We start from the raw sequence: 16,687 nt of genomic DNA on the forward strand, positions 1-16,687 counted from the left end.
GTCTCCAACCAAACTAGTACCTCTGATTCGCCTGCCACATTGTTCCTCTCTCTGCATAGGCGTTCTGCGCCTAAAGCCGAGACAATTTTGCCTTAATCACACGCAAGTGGCACTCCAGCATCCCCTATTGGGTAGCTGTAGTAACCACTTTCTCACTGTAGTTTTCAGTTGATGCGACGACCTCGAGTAATTTTTACAAACTCTAAGTCGTTCCAGTGTCGATAAGTCTTGAAGTAGATCGAGGTGCGAATTGGCGAAACTCTCTCGGGCGATTGCGGCAACCGCAAGCCTCGCGCTTCTACATTTTTGTCTCGGCTGTGGCTCCGGCTTGGTTCAGGTAGAGGCCACACCCGCTATCAATCAGGTCATCCCCCAAACCATCGCCGCAGGTTCAAAAAACCTGACCATCAAGGTCTCGGGAACAAATTTCACGAGCGACAGCGTCATCCTCTGGAATGGGACTGCAATCGCAACATCCGTCGTTGACTCAAACACTCTCTCGAGCCCTCTTGCGAGCAACATCGTCGCAACACCCTCCACGGTTCAGTTGCAGGTCCAGAACACCAATACGAAAGCTTCTTCAAGCTCCGTGCCCGTCGTAATCACGACGCCCGCGAACGGTGCTTCCGTCTCTCCCCTGTCGCTCTTGACGACATCTCTACCCCAGTCCACTCAAGGTACCGCTTATAGTGTCGCGTTGGCCGCGAGCGGAGGCACTCCCGCATATAGCTGGATGGTTACAGGAGGACAGTTACCCTCTGGACTTAGCCTGTCCGCGACGACAGGAGTTATCTCCGGCGCACCCACTTCGAACGGAATTTTTTCTTTCACTATCACAGTGACCGACTCCAGTTCCCCAGCACAAACGGCAGCAATGCAGTTCGGCTTGACCGTTCCACCTCCTGTCTCGACGCCGCCCCCTCCGACCGTCCCCACACCGTTACAAATCACGCCTTCACTCCCCGCGGGCGTAGTTGGCTCAATTTACTCCGGTTCGCTGCAAGTAAGTGGGGGTACGGCGCCTTACACCTGGTCATCGAGCGCATTGCCCGAAGGACTGAGTCTCGGAAGCAACGGTGTCGTCTCCGGAGATCCAACCTCGAGCGGCAGCACTTCTGTAACCTTCACGGTTTCAGATTCCTCCATTCCCGCGCAGACTGACTCTGTTGCGCTACCTTTGTCGATCGCGCCCTCATTCCTAACGATCAGCTCCGTCAAGTTGCCTTCCGGCACGGATGGTTCAGCCTACACCGCCGCACTCAGTGCCACCGGAGGAACCGCTCCCTACGCCTGGTCTGTCTCCGGATTGCCCGCAGGACTCAGCCTCAGCAGCAACGGCATCATCTCTGGAACCCCAACCGCAACCGGCAACTTCTCCCTCGCCGTCACCGTCGCCGATAGCCAGAACCCTGCCAAGACCGCATCGGCCATCCTTCCACTTTCGGTAAGCTCGACGATCGCGCCTCTCACCATCACCTCCACCGCAGTCGGACCCGGAACCTCCAACCAACCCTACACGTCCGCACTCAGCGCTACTGGAGGGAATGGCCCCTACACATGGTCCGTCTCTGGGCTGCCTGCAGGACTTAGCCTCGGCGGCAACGGAGTCATCTCTGGGACCCCAACCGCGACCGGCAACTTCTCCCTTGCCGTCATCGTCACCGATAGCCAGAGCCCAGCCAAGACCGCATCGGCCAACCTCCCACTCTCGGTGACCGCGACCATCGCGCCTCTCACCATCACCTCCACCGCAGTCGCAGGCGCCATCTCCAACCAGCCCTACGGCGCCACACTCAGCGCCACCGGAGGAACCGCTCCCTACACCTGGTCCGTCTCCGGATTGCCCGCAGGACTCATCCTCGGCAGCAACGGCGTCATCTCAGGAACCCCAACCGCAACTGGCAATTTCTCTCTCGCCGTCACCGTCACCGATAGTCAGAGCCCAGCCAAGACCGCATCGGTCAACCTCCCACTCTCGGTAACCGCGGCCATCGCGCCTCTCACCATCACCTCCACCGCAGTCGCAGGCGCCACCTCCAATCAGCCCTACAGCACCACGCTCAGCGCTACCGGAGGAACCGCCCCTTACATCTGGTCCGTCTCCGGGTTGCCCGCGGGACTCAGCCTCAGCAGTAACGGCATCATCTCAGGGACCCCAACCGCAACTGGCAACTTCTCTCTCGCCGTCACCGTCACCGATAGCCAGAGCCCTGCCAAGACCGCGTCGGCCAGCCTCCCACTCTCAGTAACTGCGGCCATCGCGCCTCTCACCATAACCTCCGCTACACTCGCAGGCGCAACTTCCAGCAAGCCCTACAGCACCACGCTCAGCGCTATCGGAGGAACTGCCCCCTACACCTGGTCCGTTAGCGGATTGCCCGCAGGACTCAGCCTCGGCGGCAACGGAGTCATCTCGGGAACCCCAACCACAACGGGCAATTTCTCCCTCGCCGTCACCGTCACCGATAGTCAGAGTCCAGCCAAGACCGCATCGGCCAGCCTCCCTCTCTCGGTAACCGCGGCCATCGCGCCTCTCACCATCACCTCCACCGCAGTCGCAGGCGCCACCTCCAACCAGCCCTACAGCACCACGCTCAGCGCTACCGGAGGAACCGCCCCCTACACCTGGTCCGTCACTGGGTTGCCCACGGGACTCAGCCTCGGCGGCAATGGAGTCATCTCGGGAACCCCCACCGCAACGGGCAATTTCTCCCTCGCCGTCACTGTCACCGATAGTCAGAGTCCAGCCAAGACCGCATCGGCCAGCCTCCCTCTCTCGGTAACCGCGACCATCGCGCCTCTCACCATCACCTCCACCGCAGTCGCAGGCGCCACCTCCAACCAGCCCTACAGCACCACGCTCAGCGCGACCGGCGGAACCGCACCCTACACATGGTCCGTCTCTGGGCTGCCTGCTGGACTCAGCCTCGGCGGCAACGGCGTCATCGCTGGAACCCCAACCGCAGCCGGCAACTTCTCCCTCGCCGTCACCGTCACCGACAGCCAGAGCCCTGCCAAAACCGCATCGGCCAGCCTCCCTCTCTCAGTAACCGCGGCCATCGCGCCTCTCACCATCACCTCCACCGCAGTCGCAGGCGCCACCTCCAACCAGCCCTACAGCGCCACACTCAGCGCTACCGGAGGAACCGCCCCCTACACCTGGTCCATCACCGGGTTGCCCGCAGGACTCAGCCTCGGCGGCAACGGAGTCATCTCGGGAACCCCCACCGCAACCGGAAATTTCTCCCTCACCGTCACTGTCACCGATAGTCAGAGTCCAGCCAAGACCGCATCGGCCAACCTCCCTCTCTCGGTAACCGCGGCCATCGCGCCTCTCACCATCACCTCCACCGCAGTCGCAGGCGCCACCTCCAACCAGTCCTACAGTGCCACACTCAGCGCGACTGGCGGAACCGCTCCCTACACCTGGTCCGTCTCTGGGTTGCCGACAGGACTCAGCCTCAGCAGCAATGGCGTCATCTCTGGAACCCCAACCACAACCGGCAACTTCTCCCTCGCAGTCACCGTCACCGATAGTCAGAGCCCAGCGAAGACCGCGTCCGCCACAATACCACTGGTCGTTACCGTTCCCCCACTCACAATCACTTCATCAACTCTGCCCTCAGGCACCGATGGCACAGCCTATTCGGGCACTCTGCAGGCAAGCGGAGGAACTCCTGCCTACACCTGGTCGATCAGTACTGGCAGCCTGCCCGCCGGACTCACGCTAGCGGCTACTACCGGCGTGATCTCTGGTACGCCCTCAGTCACTGGCACGACAAGCTTCACCGCAACCGTAAGCGACAACGGCAATCCCGTCCAGACGAAGTCAGTCTCGGTCTCGATCACGTTAAGTGCAGCACAGCCACCCCCTGGCCCCGGCACGACGTGGTATATCCGCGCCGATGGTGGCACCAACACGCAGTGCACGGGCAAAACCAACGCGGCGTATCCTGGGTCTGGCACGGGCCAAGCCTGCGCCTTCAACCATCCCTATCAGATGCTGAATTACTCTGGCGGCTGGGCGAACATGGCGGGCGGCGACACCATCCAGTTTGCCGACTCTTCCTCTGCCGCCCACACCTACTACATGGGCGAGCAGAATGCGGGCGTGGGAACAGACTGGCACACGCAGCTCGGGGGACTCTGTGCTGCGGCGAATGTCGGTGGGGGCGCCGGTTCAAGCTGCATCCTTCCTGCTCCTCCCTCGGGAACAGCCGCACAGCACACCCGCATCCTCGGCCAGAATGCCGGTAGCTGCCACGACTCCGCGCACACCCACCTGGTCAATCCGACCGTACTCAGCGGTATAGATAACGCCTTCGCGGTTCTCGATACCCGCGGAACGAACTACGTAGACATCTCCTGCATCGAGATCACCCAGCCCGACACCTGCACCAATACCGTGGGTGCAGGACAGTGTGGATCCAATGCGAACTACGTCCACTACGGCGGTCTCATTCTCAACTACGGGACGGATCAAGGTCCGTCCAACCTGACCCTCCAGGATGTCGCGGTGGTTGGTATTGCGGGAAGCGGCATTCTCGGAAGCCATCTCAACAAATCCAGCAGCGATGTCTTCTCCGCGACCGATGTCTATGTCATCGGCAACGGAGGAGCTGGCTGGAATGGAGACGGCGGAGGTTGCGGCACCTCCTGCGAGACCGTTGGGACCATGAATATCTCGTACGCGACGATCGACTGGAATGGCTGCGTCGCCGTCGAGCCTTACGATATGACCAAGCCCGACACGCAGAACGCCTTCAACTACTGCTACGGACAGAGTGACGGAGGCTACGGCGACGGATTCGTCCAGATCGCCGCAGGCAACATGAGCCTCAATGTGGATCACAGCTACTTCCGCTGGAATACGCAGGACGGCTTCGACGGGCTCCATCTCAGTGACGACGTGAAGACCGCTCCGGCGATTCACATCTCAACATCCTGGTCGGAGGGCAATGCCGGTGCAACCTTCAAGATCGGAGCCGGAGCCTCCTCGACCGCCATCAATAACGTGTCCATCAGCAACTGCCGGGTTCTGACCATCTCCTCCGCGTTCCCCCTCAACCCCTCAGGCTGGACCCTGGACGGAGCAGATTCCTGCCGGGCCGCCGGTGATGAATGGTCTTTCCAAGAGAACAACGGCACTGTCATCACGATGGAGAACAATACGTCCGTTGGCTACGGCACGACCATGTACGACGTCGGCTGTGCTGCGCTCGCACCGAACTGCTTCTCCAACGGAGCGACATTTATCTTCAAAAACAACATCAGCAAGGGATATCCCGATCCCGGCAACGGAAACAGGCTCGCTTCGGGGTTTTACTTCGGGATGGGCAATCCTTTCGCCAACGCCGGGTCGGTAGCCGACCACAACCTGTGGAGCACGATGGATGAAGGATGCCCGGACAGCACGATTGGCATTGAGAAGATCTACACCTGCGCCGATCCCGGTCTGGTGGCAGAGTCTGACATCAACCACATCAATCCCAATCTCACCTCTTCCAGCCCCGCCATCAACTCCGGTATCGCCATCTCCGGAATCACCACCGACTTCAACGGAACCACCAGACCCAACCCGCCAGCCATCGGCGCCATGGAACCATAAACAGACCCTGAATCCAGCCGGCCGCGTGACTCCACGCGGCCGCCTCCTTTTGCGCACTCTAAGGCAGGTATCTGAGAGGGACTGTCGAGAAAGTTTCGACCTCACTGCGGTGCTGAGTAGGAGGCCGTTCGAAACGACACCATCTGCCGACCGATGCGTTCCTTCAAAATGCACCGCAATCGATAGCACCGGGCGCGATCATTAAGCTGGGAAACGGAGCGCCGGCTGCTAAACGATCTAGCAACGAACGATCTTGTCCGACTTGATCCCCTTCGTCGCATTCCGCGAGTCCACCACCAGCCGCGACTTGCTCACAATATCCTTGTAGTCGTAATCCGTATGGTCGGTCATGATCAGCACGCAGTCATACTGCCCCAGGTCATCGAGCGGCGTACACGTCATATTCAGGTTGTAGTGCCGTCCCCTGCCCACAGTCGGGAAGTAAGGATCGTTGTACTGCACCTCCGCCCCCTGCTCCCGCAACAGCTCAATCACAGTCAGCGAAGGCGACTCCCGCAGATCATCGATGTCCTTCTTATAAGCCATCCCGAGCATCAGAATCCGTGCCCCATTCACAGCCTTTTTATTCTGGTTCAAGCCCTTCGCAACATACTGCACCACATGCGCAGGCATCGCCTCATTCACCTCGCCCGCCAGTTCGATGAAGCGAGTATTGAAGTCGTACTCCTTCGCCTTCCAGCTCAGATAGAACGGGTCGATCGGAATGCAGTGTCCACCCAGCCCTGGCCCGGGATAGAACGGATGAAACCCGAACGGCTTCGTCGCCGCAGCGTCGATCACCTCCCAGATATCCATCCCCATCTTCAGCGCCAGCACCTTCAACTCATTCACCAGCGCGATATTCACGCAGCGATAGATGTTCTCGAGCAGCTTGGTCATCTCAGCCGCGCGCGTCGACGACACCCGCACCGAGCGAGTAAAGATGCCCTCATACATCACCGCCGCAAGTTCGGTCGCAATCTCTTCATGACCGCCCACGACCTTCGGAATATCGTGTCGCGCCACAGTCGTATTGCCCGGATCTTCGCGCTCCGGCGAGAACGCAACATAAAACACTCCCTGCTCAGCGGCCGTCCCCTTGCTCTGCACCTTCAGCCCATTGCGGTTCCCCGCCTCGAGGATCGGGATCATCAGATCCTCTGTCGTCCCCGGATAGGTCGTGCTCTCGAGCACCACCAGCTGCCCTTCCTGCAACCAGGGAGCGGCCGCCTTCGCCGTATTCTCCACATAGCTCAGGTCCGGCTCGCGATGCTCCGTCAACGGTGTCGGCACGCACATGATGATGGCGTCCTGATCCGAAAGCCCGGCAAAGTCCGCCGTAGCCTTGAAGCCCTGCGTGCGCGCGCTTTGAATCTCCTCCGCGGGAATTCTAAAGATATAGGACCGCCCAGCCTCGAGATCTGTAACCTTTTTGGTATCAATATCAAATCCCGTCACCTTGAAACCCGCCTCCGCCAGCAGCAGAGACAGCGGCAACCCCACGTACCCGAGCCCGATCACTCCGATCTTCGCGGTACGGTTCTCCAGACGCGTCATACGCACTTGTGCAATCTTCGGTAAAGCAACCTGACTCAATGTCGACATAGTCTCGATTATCGCATCCACCCTTCTGTGCCTCCATCTTTCGAAACTCGACAAAAACGATCGAATTCCCGAGAAATTATTCTGTCAGCCAACTACATCATCTTCGACACCCAAACCGAGTGGAACAATACTGCATTTCCTTCGAAGAGGGCCCAAAAGTCCGTTGTTATTTTTTAGCCCATCTCTCTGCAAACTGATCAGCCCTCTTCCGTCGTCTGCGTCGCACAAAAGTCGCATTGACTTGCATCTTCCTGGTCGCCAAACTTAAATCATGTGTTCAGTCCGCGACCTGCACTCGCTTTCATCCTGCGAACCCTGATAATAAGAGAAGCTTCCCAGGCGCGACACATTATGGAAGATTCCCAGCACGGTACGTCTGGGCGGAGGAAAGATGGCCCGATATCTCATCACCGGAATTGCAGGATTCATCGGCTCGTCCCTGGCGCACACGCTCGTCAAACAGGGACACGACGTACGCGGCATCGACAATCTCTCCACCGGAGATCTCGACAACCTGGCAGACATTCGCCGCTCCATCGACTTCCAGGAGATGGACCTCCAGGACGCAGCCGGCATGAAATCCGCCTGCGAGGGCATCGACTACATCCTCCATCAGGGAGCCCTCGCCTCGGTTCCGCGCTCCGTCAAAGATCCCCTTACCTCGCACGAATCCAACATCAACGGAACCCTGAACCTCCTCATCGCAGCGCGCGACGCCAAGGTTCGCCGCATCGTCTACGCGGCTTCGTCGTCGGCCTACGGCGACCAGCCCACCCAGCCCAAGCAGGAAGACATGCTCCCGCGGCCGCTCTCACCCTATGCCGTCCAGAAGCTCACCTGCGAGTACTACATCCAGTCCTTCTATCGCGCCTACGGGCTCGAAGGCGTCTGCCTGCGCTACTTCAACATCTTCGGCCCCCGTCAGGCTGCCGACTCGCCCTACTCCGGCGTCATCGCCCAGTTCACCTTCAAGATGATGGAGGGCATCACTCCCACCATCTTCGGCGATGGCCTCACCAGCCGCGACTTCAACTACATCGACAACGCCGTCAGCGCCAACCTCCTCGCCTGCATCGCGCCCAGCGAAGTAGCCACAGGCCGCGTCTTCAACGTCGGAACCGGAAAGAGCCACACCCTCAACGAGGTCTACGCCGCCATTGCCGGCCAACTCGGCTTCACGGCCAAGCCGCTCTATGGCCCCCCAAGAGCAGGCGACATTCAGCACTCTCTCGCCGACATTACCCGCGCCACGCAGGAGCTTTCCTACCAACCCAAGGCCCACTTCCACGAAGGCCTCAAGAAGACCGTTGCCTGGTACCTGGAAGAAAAACAGAAAAAGGAAGTGACGGCGCTCAAGGCCTGACAAACCGGCGCCTACCGGACGATCCGGCTGTAATCGAATCTGCACATTAATGATTCGCCGATGGCCCATCCTTCCGGATCAGCTGCCAACTTATCGTCAAACCTATTTCAGATCAGCAATTTAGGAGAGGAAACTGACACCGGCGGCAGTTTTGCATTTTTGACTCTGCCCAAAAATGACACATTTTCCATTCTGCATGTCGAAGGTCCACGATCATCTTTCGCATCTCAATCAAGGGTCAGGCTATGCCCCTATCGCGCTCGGAAAATTCCTTGCGCAAAGTGTCAAATCAAAAGACGATGTTTCGGGTCCATGAGGTAAAAGAAAAGAATGCATGTTTCAACTCCGGTCGCAGCATCGCCTGCTCACACCTCGGCCAGAATCGCCCGGCGCATCGCCCTCTCCGGATCTTTCCTTCTGCTTCTCTTCACAGCTTCCGCCTTCGCCTTCAGCGCACCTCTCACCGGAACCCCGCTGAACGATGGCTACTACGCCCTCTATAATCTCGACTTCGACGCCGCCCACGCGCACTTCGGCCAATGGATGACCGCCCACCCCGACGACTGCCTGGGTTCAGCCTCCGACGCCGCCGCCTACATCTTCACGGAGTTCAACATCCTCGGCGTTCTCGACATCGAGCTATTCGCTGACGACAACCGCTTCACCTCCCGCACCCGTCCCCCGATCGACCCCGTTCTCAAAAAGGGCTTCAACGACCGCATCGACCAGTCCAACCGCCTCGCCGACGCAGCCCTCCAGCACAACCCCAATGACTCCAACGCGCTCTACTGCAAAGCCGTCACCTCCGGCATGCAGGCCGACTGGGCCTCTCTCATCGACCGTCACGAGTACGGCGCCTTCAAATACAGCGAACTGGCCAGCAAATACGCCAAGCAGGCCCTCGCAATCAACCCCACACTCTACGACGCCAATCTGGCCGTCGGCATCGAGAACTACATGCTCAGTCTCAAGGCCGCTCCCATCCGCTGGTTTCTCGGCATGGCCGGCGCCGGCACCAACAAAGCAGAAGGCGTCCGCCTGCTCAAACTCACCGCCGAGCAGGGCCACTACCTAGCACCCTTCGCTCGCCTCATGCTGGCGGTCGGAGAGCTTCGCGACGGACGCACCCAGTCCGGCAAACAGATCCTCATCGGCCTCTCCCAGGAGTTCCCCAAGAACACCCTCTACCAGCGCCAGATAGCCCGCCTTCACTAGCCTCCGCGCCCTCCGCCTATTGAAATTCAACACTGAACCTCGTTCAGCGTGTACCTTTAACCCATCTCGCAATCCCACGTCTCCCGACACCGCCTGAGGCGTGCTACTCAATCGTGCACCATTACCAATGCAGTTCAATTCAAAAAGTCACCACAAAGGGTTCTCATCAGCATGCGTATTGCATCCGTCGGCACCGCCTATCCACCTCATCGCTACTCCCAGGCACAAATCTCAGAAGCACTTACGGCGCGCTGGCAAGACCGCATGGAGGAGCCTCGCCTCATCAACCGGCTCTTCGTCAACTGCGGGGTCGACTTCCGCAATCTCGTCTTCCCCCTCGACGTCTATGAGAACCTCTCCGGATTCGGCCCCACCAACGATGCCTGGATCGTAGCGGCCGTCGAACTCGGCGAAAAAGCCATCGACACCGCCCTCGCCCGCGTAGGCCTCACCCCAGCCGACATCTCCGCCATCTTCTTCGCCTCGGTCACCGGCATCGCCAGTCCCACCATCGACGCGCGCCTCATCAACCGCATGCCCTTCCCCACCAGCATCAAGCGCACGCCCATCTTCGGTCTCGGCTGCGTCGCCGGTGCCGCCGGCATCTCCCGTGCCTCCGACTACGTCCGCGCCTTCCCCAACCAGTACGCTCTGCTCCTCTCCGTCGAGCTCTGCTCCCTCACCTGGCAGGACAACGACCAGTCCATCGCCAACCTCATCTCCTGCGGCCTCTTCGGCGACGGCGCCGCCGCCGTCGTCATCGCAGGCTCCGAGACCGCACTCGCCAAGCGCACCTGCGCCACCTGCATCTCCGGCCCCAAGATCCTCGACACGCGCTCGACCTTCTACCGACACACCGAGCACATCATGGGCTGGGACATCGGTGACATGGGCTTCAAGATCGTCCTCTCTCCCGACGTCCCCAAGGTCGTCAACGAGCATCTCCGCGGCAACGTTGAGTCCTTCCTCACCGACAATGGCCTGACCCTCGGCGACATTTCGAGCTACATCTTCCACTCCGGCGGCCCCAAGGTCCTCGAAGCCATGGAGAACACCCTCGGCCTCCCAGACAACGCCCTCGAGCCCTCCTGGCGCAGCCTCCGCGAGGTCGGCAATCTCTCCGCCGCCTCTGTCCTCGCCGTCCTCGAAGACGTCCTCGTCAACGCCCCTGGCAAGCCTGGCACCTACAGCATCCTCGCCGCGATGGGCCCAGCCTTCTGTTCGGAGCTCGTTCTCTTGCAGTGGTAGCGCCGACTCAAGCCTCCTTCAAAACACACCGGCTGAATCCGCAAGAGGATTCAGCCGTTTCTCTTTTCACGTCACAGAACAAACGGACTCTGACCGAGCACCACCGGTCACACTCTCGTCTCATTTTCGTAATTTGGTTGTAAGCCCCTTATCTTCTTCATTCCAGCGACGTCCTATCTTCAGAGGATCCGCTTTTCCATGCCATCTAGCACCCCAGCCGCGCAACCAGACGTCCTCATCGCGGGCGCAGGTCCCGCCGGTCTCGCCGCTGCCATCGCCTCCGCGCGCAAGGGTCTTCACGTCGAAGTTATCGACGCCATGCAGCCCCCCATCGACAAGGCCTGCGGCGAAGGTCTCATGCCCGACGCCATTCGCTCTCTCGGCCATCTCGGCTTCAATCTCAACCTCGATCTCCGCAACGTCGAAAGCCATCTCCTCCGCGGCCTTCGCTTTCTCAACCAACAACCCGCCGCCGCCGAAGCCATCTTCCCCGGCAGCCCCGGCCGAGGCATCCGCCGCACCGTCCTCCATCAGCTTCTGCTCGACCGTGCCCTCGCTCTCGGCGTCCGCTTCCACTGGGAGAACTCCGTCCAAAGCATCGAGCCCACCTCCACCGGCCACCTCCTCCGCACCAATCGCCAAACACTCCGCGGCCGCTATCTCATCGGTGCCGACGGCCACCACTCCCGCATCGCGACCTGGGCCGGCCTCACCCAAGCCACCATCCACTCCCGCCGCATCGGTCTCCGCCAGCACTTCACCATCGCCCCCTGGACCAACTTCGTCGAAGTCTATTGGAGCAATCACGGCCAGGCCTACGTCACCCCAACCTCCGCCAATGAGGTCTGCGTCGCCTTCGTCTCAAACAAAAAATTCCCCACCGTCGACCAGGCTCTAGCCTACTTCCCCGCTCTTCAACGCCAGTTAGCCTCAGCAACCCTCAGCGGCGCTCCTCGCGGATCGATCACGCTCGGCCGCACTCTCCGCCGCGTCACAACAAACAACATCGCCCTCATCGGCGACGCCTCCGGATCGGTCGACGCCATCACCGGCTCCGGCCTCGGCCTCTGCTTCCATCAGGCGATTGCGCTCGCCAACTCTCTCCACACCGAAAACCTCGCCGCCTACCAATACGCTCACCGCCACATCCAGCGCCCGTCCCGCATCATCTCCCGCTGCCTGCTCCTCATCGACCGCTTCCCCCACCTCCGCGCCCTCACCCTCAGCGCCTTCCAGCGACGCCCTCTTCTCCTCGAATATCTCCTCCATCTCCACATCGGTCATCGACCTTGCCCTTTTGGTGTATTGACGAATGGCTTGCAACCGGATTACACCTGCTGACAAGCTGAGGTTAATCAGGGGTAGCCACATAACCTTTACAGCGGCCCTTGCATCCCTGTAAGTTGGGGCTATCCCAGGACGCCGGAGCAACATGAACGACATCGCTACACGCTGCATCGACATCATCGCCAAATCAAAGAGCATTCCTGCGGACACCATCTCCCTGGCCAGCACCTTCGACGAGCTCAACATCGACTCCCTCGACAAGATCAACATCTCCTTCGAGGTCGAAGAAGCCTTCAACATCGAGATCCCCGACGAAGCCCTCAGCACTCTCCGCACCGTAGGCGACATGGTCGAAGGCGTAACAAAGCTCACCGCCACCACCCCCTCCACCATCACCACCCACTAGCAACGCCTTTGAAGTTGCTTTTGCCTTTGCATTTCTAGTTGTCATCCCCTCAGGGGATCTGTTGTTTCCGTCCTCCTCACCCAAAAGCTCGTCATCTCGACCGACGTCGCACGGCCTCATCGTGCGACGCAGCGGAGAGACCCCCGCATTTTGCTTTTCGGTTGCGTTTGTCTTTCTTGGTCATCATTCCCGAAGGGAATCTGTTGTTTCACCTTCATTCACTGAAAAATTTCATCATCTGAATTTGATCCCTCAACAGCGTCCAAACGGCCACCCAATGCCGGCCGGTCCCAACCATCCGTGTATCATTCGCTCGTATGTACGCAGGTGACGCTCAGCTGACCGCCAGCCAGGTCCTACGGACCTTTCATCGAGACGAGCTCTACCTCTTCCTCGGCGCGGCGTGCACCACGTTCGGACTCATCTCGGTGGTATTCGCCTTTCTTACTCGCAAGTTCGACGCCATGGTCTTCTGGCTTGGCCTCTTCGCCATTCTCTATGGTCAGCGCATGTGGCTCGACCTGGGCTTGCTCCGCCTCATGATCCCGCCTTCGGACTTCTTCAACAATCTCCACGATGCCATCAAATACCTGGTACCCATTCCCGCTTTCTTCTACTTCGATGCCGCAGGATTTCTTCCTCGTCTCTCAGGACGCAGGATCGCACTCGCTCTCTCGATTCCCTTCCTGTGCCTCTTCGCAGGCACATTCTGGTTTGGCAACAGGATCTCCTTTGAGCTGATCAACCACCTCATCGTCATCCTTACCCTCGTCGTCTTGATCATTCAGGCTGTAGCCCGAAGGCAGACTGACCGCGACTACATTTTGGTGCGCCGAGGCATCCTGGTCTTTGCCGCCTTCGCCATCTTCGAAAACATCGCTGGAGCCTTCGGACACTTTCCCAACGGAGAACCGCTCGCCTTCACCTTCTTCCTCGGAACGCTCGGCTACGTGGCCGCAAAGCGCAGCCTTCATCGCGATCAACAGTTCAACGACCTCCAAAAAGAACTGGAGATCGCTCGCCGCATCCAGACCTCGATCCTCCCGTCGCCCTACCCTCAATCCGCTCACTTCCAGGTAGCCGCCCGCTACGTCCCCATGACTGCCGTAGCAGGAGACTTCTACGACTTCCTCATCAGCAGCGAAACCGAAGCCGGTCTCCTCATCGCCGACGTCTCCGGTCACGGTGTCCCCGCTGCGCTCATCGCCTCCATGGTCAAACTCGCCGCCACCTCGCAACGCGCCAACGCCTCCGATCCCGCCCAACTTCTCACCGGAATGAACTCCGTCCTCTGCGGCAACACGCAGGACCAGTTCGTCACCGCCGCCTACGTCTACCTCGACGCCGCGACCTCCACCCTGCGCTACTCTGCCGCCGCGCACCCACCCATGCTCTTGCTGCGCGCGGGAAACGTCGTCGAAGTCGTCGAAAACGGGCTCATGCTCGCAGCTTTCTCCTTCGCCACCTACGCCACGGTCGCGCACCCACTCGAACCCGGCGATCGCCTCCTCCTCTACACCGACGGCATCCTCGAAGCCGCCAACGCTCAAGGCGAAGAGTTCGGGTCGACCCGCCTTCACGCCCTCCTCAGAGACGTCGCCCATCTCAGCGCCGAAGACTCAGCCGACAGGATCATCTCCTCGCTGGAACAGTGGTCCTCCAACTCCCAGAATGACGACCTGACCCTCCTCATCTGCGACTACCAAAGTGTCGGATAAGGAACTCAGCTCACTCCTTATTAGGGGGTACAGCTCACGCCCAGCTGCTGGACCAATCGGGGTTTTGTCCTGGAACCAAGTACTCAAGGGACGGCTTGACGATCTTCGGAATAGTGCACATGCACCAGGCGCCAGCTGCCGGATTCTTTGCGGTAGACTTGGGTTTCGACGCCGCGCGTGGTTACAGCTGATTCGTCTTTGCGCATAGTCGCGTGAAAAACCCAGTGAAATTCGGCCCACGCAGCATCGCCGGTCACGTGAATTTCCACCCTGTTTGTCAGAAGATCGCGGGTCGAAAACATGCCGCCCATTACGTTCTGAAAGACATGCTGCTCGATAGCGTCTAAGCCGTGTTCCTCGCCCAATGGATAGATAAATGAAACCTCTGGCGAATGAGACCAGATTTGTGAGAGTAACTGCAGATCAACCGTATCGACAGCTTTGGTGTACTGGTTAATGAGCCTGTGGATAGCCTCAACATCTGTCGCAGGGCCAGTGTCGGTTTGCGCGACAGCACAAGAGGAGATAAGGCACAAAACAGCGGCAAACAGAATGCGGGTCAGCATGGATGCTCCGAACGATACCACGCGTTGAAGCCCTGACCAATCGATCTCGTGATGTAGATTGCCGAACTTGCGGGTTCAAATTCTTGTCAAGCCCCAAACCACCAAATCCCCGCGCCAATCCAGCACAAACGCATTGCGCATGAGTTTCGCTCACCCAGCTATAATGAAATCAGACCGACAAAGGCCCCTGCCACCAACAGGGGCTTTACTTATTCAGCGCCCTAACCCATTTAGATGGAATATTTTGCAGGTAACCCCTTTAGATGCAATATTTTACAGGCACACACCACCCGCAAACTCATCAAAACAAGTAACTTAGCTACAAAATACCCCCCAGGGGGAGGGGGGAGGGGTAAGCTAGTCCTCCAGGAATCTACAATCACCAGAGCACCATCAGGGAGAAGAAGTGAATCGTGTCGTAATCACCGGCCTCGGATGTATCACCCCGATCGGCAACACCGTAGCAGAGTTCCGCACCTCGCTCTTCGCGGGAGCGACCGGCATCGCCCCCTTCCCTCCCTACCCCGAAGCCCCAGCCCGCGAAGCTCATGACAAGACCCAGGGCCTCCGCTTCACCCAGACCGCCGCCGTAAAAAACTTCGACGCCAGCCAGCACCTCGACTCAGGCGTCATCACCGCTACCGACCGCACCGTGCACTTCGCCGTCGTGGCCGCCCGTCAGGCCGCCGCAGAGTCCCAACTAACCAACCACTACGCACCAGACAAGATTGCCATCGTCGTAGGCTGTGCCTGCGGTGGCCGCCAGGCCGAAGAGACTGAGACCAACAAGCTCTACACCCGTGACGCACGAGTCCATCCCCTCACCGTCGTCCGCACCATGGCCTCCGCCGGCGCCAGCAATATTTCCATCGACCAGAAGATCACCGGCCCATCCCTCAACATCTCCACCGCCTGCGCTTCCGGAGCCCACGCCATCGGCCTCGCCTTCCAGATGATCCGCTCCGGCATGATCGACGCCGCCATCACCGGAGGCCACGAAGCACCCCTCACCTTCGGCTTCCTCAGAGCCTGGGATTCCATGCGCGTCGTCTCCCCCACCCAGTGCCGCCCCTTCTCCGCCGACCGCGACGGCATGACCCTCGGCGAAGGCGCCGCCATGTTCACTCTCGAATCCCTCGACTCCGCCCGCGCGCGCAACGCCCACATCTATGCCGAGATCGTCGGCACCGGCTCCACCGCCGACGCCAGCCACGTCACCCAGCCTCACCCCGACGGCGCTGCCGCCGCCATGCGCAACGCACTCCGGGACGCCAACGCCTCGCCCGACGAGGTCGGCTACATCAGTGCCCACGGCACCGGCACCCAGGTCAACGACACCACCGAAGCAGCCGCCATCTATCAAGTCTTCGGTCCCAACGCCGCGAAGATCCCCGTCAGCTCCACCAAATCCCTCCACGGCCACTCCATCGGAGCCAGCGGCGCCCTCGAAGCCCTCGCCACCGTTCTCGCCCTTGAAGAAAATCGCCTCCCAGCCAACGCCGGCGTCACCGAAATCGATCCCGCCATCAAACTGGACATCATCCTGGGCTCCCCCCGCGCCACCACTTCTACACTCGCGCTCTCAAACTCCCTCGCCTTCGGAGGCCTCAACGCCGTCCTGGCCTTCCGCCCCGCCGAGTAATACCTTCGCACCCACGCCGCATTACAAAA

At 59.9% G+C, this 16,687-nt stretch carries 10 protein-coding genes; 8 read left to right on the forward strand and 2 right to left on the reverse strand.

The window, feature by feature from the left end; all coding sequences use genetic code 11:
• Positions 1 to 250 precede the first annotated feature (250 nt).
• The gene (locus tag RBB77_RS21020; RefSeq protein WP_353063659.1) at positions 251 to 5,608 is read left to right on the forward strand and encodes a putative Ig domain-containing protein; all 5,358 of its coding nucleotides are present in this window, start codon (positions 251 to 253) and stop codon (positions 5,606 to 5,608) included.
• Positions 5,609 to 5,845: 237 nt separating this feature from the next.
• On the opposite strand, the gene RBB77_RS21025 is transcribed toward RBB77_RS21020, so the two are convergent.
• The gene (locus tag RBB77_RS21025; RefSeq protein ID WP_434557084.1) at positions 5,846 to 7,213 is read right to left on the reverse strand and encodes a nucleotide sugar dehydrogenase; all 1,368 of its coding nucleotides are present in this window, start codon (positions 7,211 to 7,213) and stop codon (positions 5,846 to 5,848) included.
• 391 nt (positions 7,214 to 7,604) lie between these two features.
• Between RBB77_RS21025 and RBB77_RS21030 the strand changes: the two genes are divergently transcribed.
• The 6 genes from RBB77_RS21030 to RBB77_RS21055 all read left to right on the forward strand — a co-directional run bounded on the left by RBB77_RS21030 (position 7,605) and on the right by RBB77_RS21055 (position 14,450).
• On the forward strand, positions 7,605 to 8,576 hold the full coding sequence (locus RBB77_RS21030) for an SDR family oxidoreductase (RefSeq protein WP_353063661.1): 972 nt from the start codon (positions 7,605 to 7,607) through the stop codon (positions 8,574 to 8,576).
• A 330-nt stretch (positions 8,577 to 8,906) separates the two neighbouring features.
• Entirely contained in the window at positions 8,907 to 9,791 is an 885-nt protein-coding gene (locus RBB77_RS21035) for a hypothetical protein (protein ID WP_353063662.1), read from the forward strand.
• A 171-nt stretch (positions 9,792 to 9,962) separates the two neighbouring features.
• A complete protein-coding gene (locus RBB77_RS21040) occupies positions 9,963 to 11,039 on the forward strand; it encodes a type III polyketide synthase (RefSeq protein WP_353063663.1) in 1,077 nt (358 codons plus the stop codon).
• Positions 11,040 to 11,237: 198 nt separating this feature from the next.
• Positions 11,238 to 12,380 (forward strand): NAD(P)/FAD-dependent oxidoreductase, encoded by a 1,143-nt coding sequence (locus RBB77_RS21045; protein ID WP_353063664.1) that lies wholly within the window; start codon positions 11,238 to 11,240, stop codon positions 12,378 to 12,380.
• A 91-nt stretch (positions 12,381 to 12,471) separates the two neighbouring features.
• Entirely contained in the window at positions 12,472 to 12,732 is a 261-nt protein-coding gene (locus RBB77_RS21050) for an acyl carrier protein (protein WP_183978369.1), read from the forward strand.
• A gap of 317 nt (positions 12,733 to 13,049) precedes the next feature.
• Complete coding sequence (locus RBB77_RS21055) at positions 13,050 to 14,450, forward strand: PP2C family protein-serine/threonine phosphatase (protein WP_353063665.1); 1,401 nt, start codon at positions 13,050 to 13,052, stop codon at positions 14,448 to 14,450.
• A gap of 83 nt (positions 14,451 to 14,533) precedes the next feature.
• Here RBB77_RS21055 and RBB77_RS21060 read toward each other — a convergent pair whose 3' ends face one another.
• Positions 14,534 to 15,016, reverse strand: a complete 483-nt coding sequence (locus RBB77_RS21060; RefSeq protein WP_353063666.1) for a YybH family protein — start codon at positions 15,014 to 15,016, stop codon at positions 14,534 to 14,536.
• Positions 15,017 to 15,422: 406 nt separating this feature from the next.
• Between RBB77_RS21060 and RBB77_RS21065 the strand changes: the two genes are divergently transcribed.
• Positions 15,423 to 16,658 carry a beta-ketoacyl-[acyl-carrier-protein] synthase family protein gene (locus RBB77_RS21065; RefSeq protein WP_353063667.1) on the forward strand — a complete coding sequence of 412 codons (1,236 nt, stop codon included), beginning with the start codon at positions 15,423 to 15,425 and terminating at the stop codon, positions 16,656 to 16,658.
• The last annotated feature ends 29 nt before the right edge of the window (positions 16,659 to 16,687 follow it).

Source organism: Tunturibacter psychrotolerans (assembly GCF_040359615.1).
Lineage (GTDB): Bacteria > Acidobacteriota > Terriglobia > Terriglobales > Acidobacteriaceae > Edaphobacter > Edaphobacter psychrotolerans.

Coding starts and splice junctions, on each gene's coding strand:
- RBB77_RS21025 (WP_434557084.1), bottom strand. CDS start 7,213: ATGTCGACATTGAGTCAGGTTGCTTTACCGAAGATTGCACAAGTGCGT.
- RBB77_RS21030 (WP_353063661.1), top strand. CDS start 7,605: ATGGCCCGATATCTCATCACCGGAATTGCAGGATTCATCGGCTCGTCC.
- RBB77_RS21035 (WP_353063662.1), top strand. CDS start 8,907: ATGCATGTTTCAACTCCGGTCGCAGCATCGCCTGCTCACACCTCGGCC.
- RBB77_RS21040 (WP_353063663.1), top strand. CDS start 9,963: ATGCGTATTGCATCCGTCGGCACCGCCTATCCACCTCATCGCTACTCC.
- RBB77_RS21045 (WP_353063664.1), top strand. CDS start 11,238: ATGCCATCTAGCACCCCAGCCGCGCAACCAGACGTCCTCATCGCGGGC.
- RBB77_RS21050 (WP_183978369.1), top strand. CDS start 12,472: ATGAACGACATCGCTACACGCTGCATCGACATCATCGCCAAATCAAAG.
- RBB77_RS21055 (WP_353063665.1), top strand. CDS start 13,050: ATGTACGCAGGTGACGCTCAGCTGACCGCCAGCCAGGTCCTACGGACC.
- RBB77_RS21060 (WP_353063666.1), bottom strand. CDS start 15,016: ATGCTGACCCGCATTCTGTTTGCCGCTGTTTTGTGCCTTATCTCCTCT.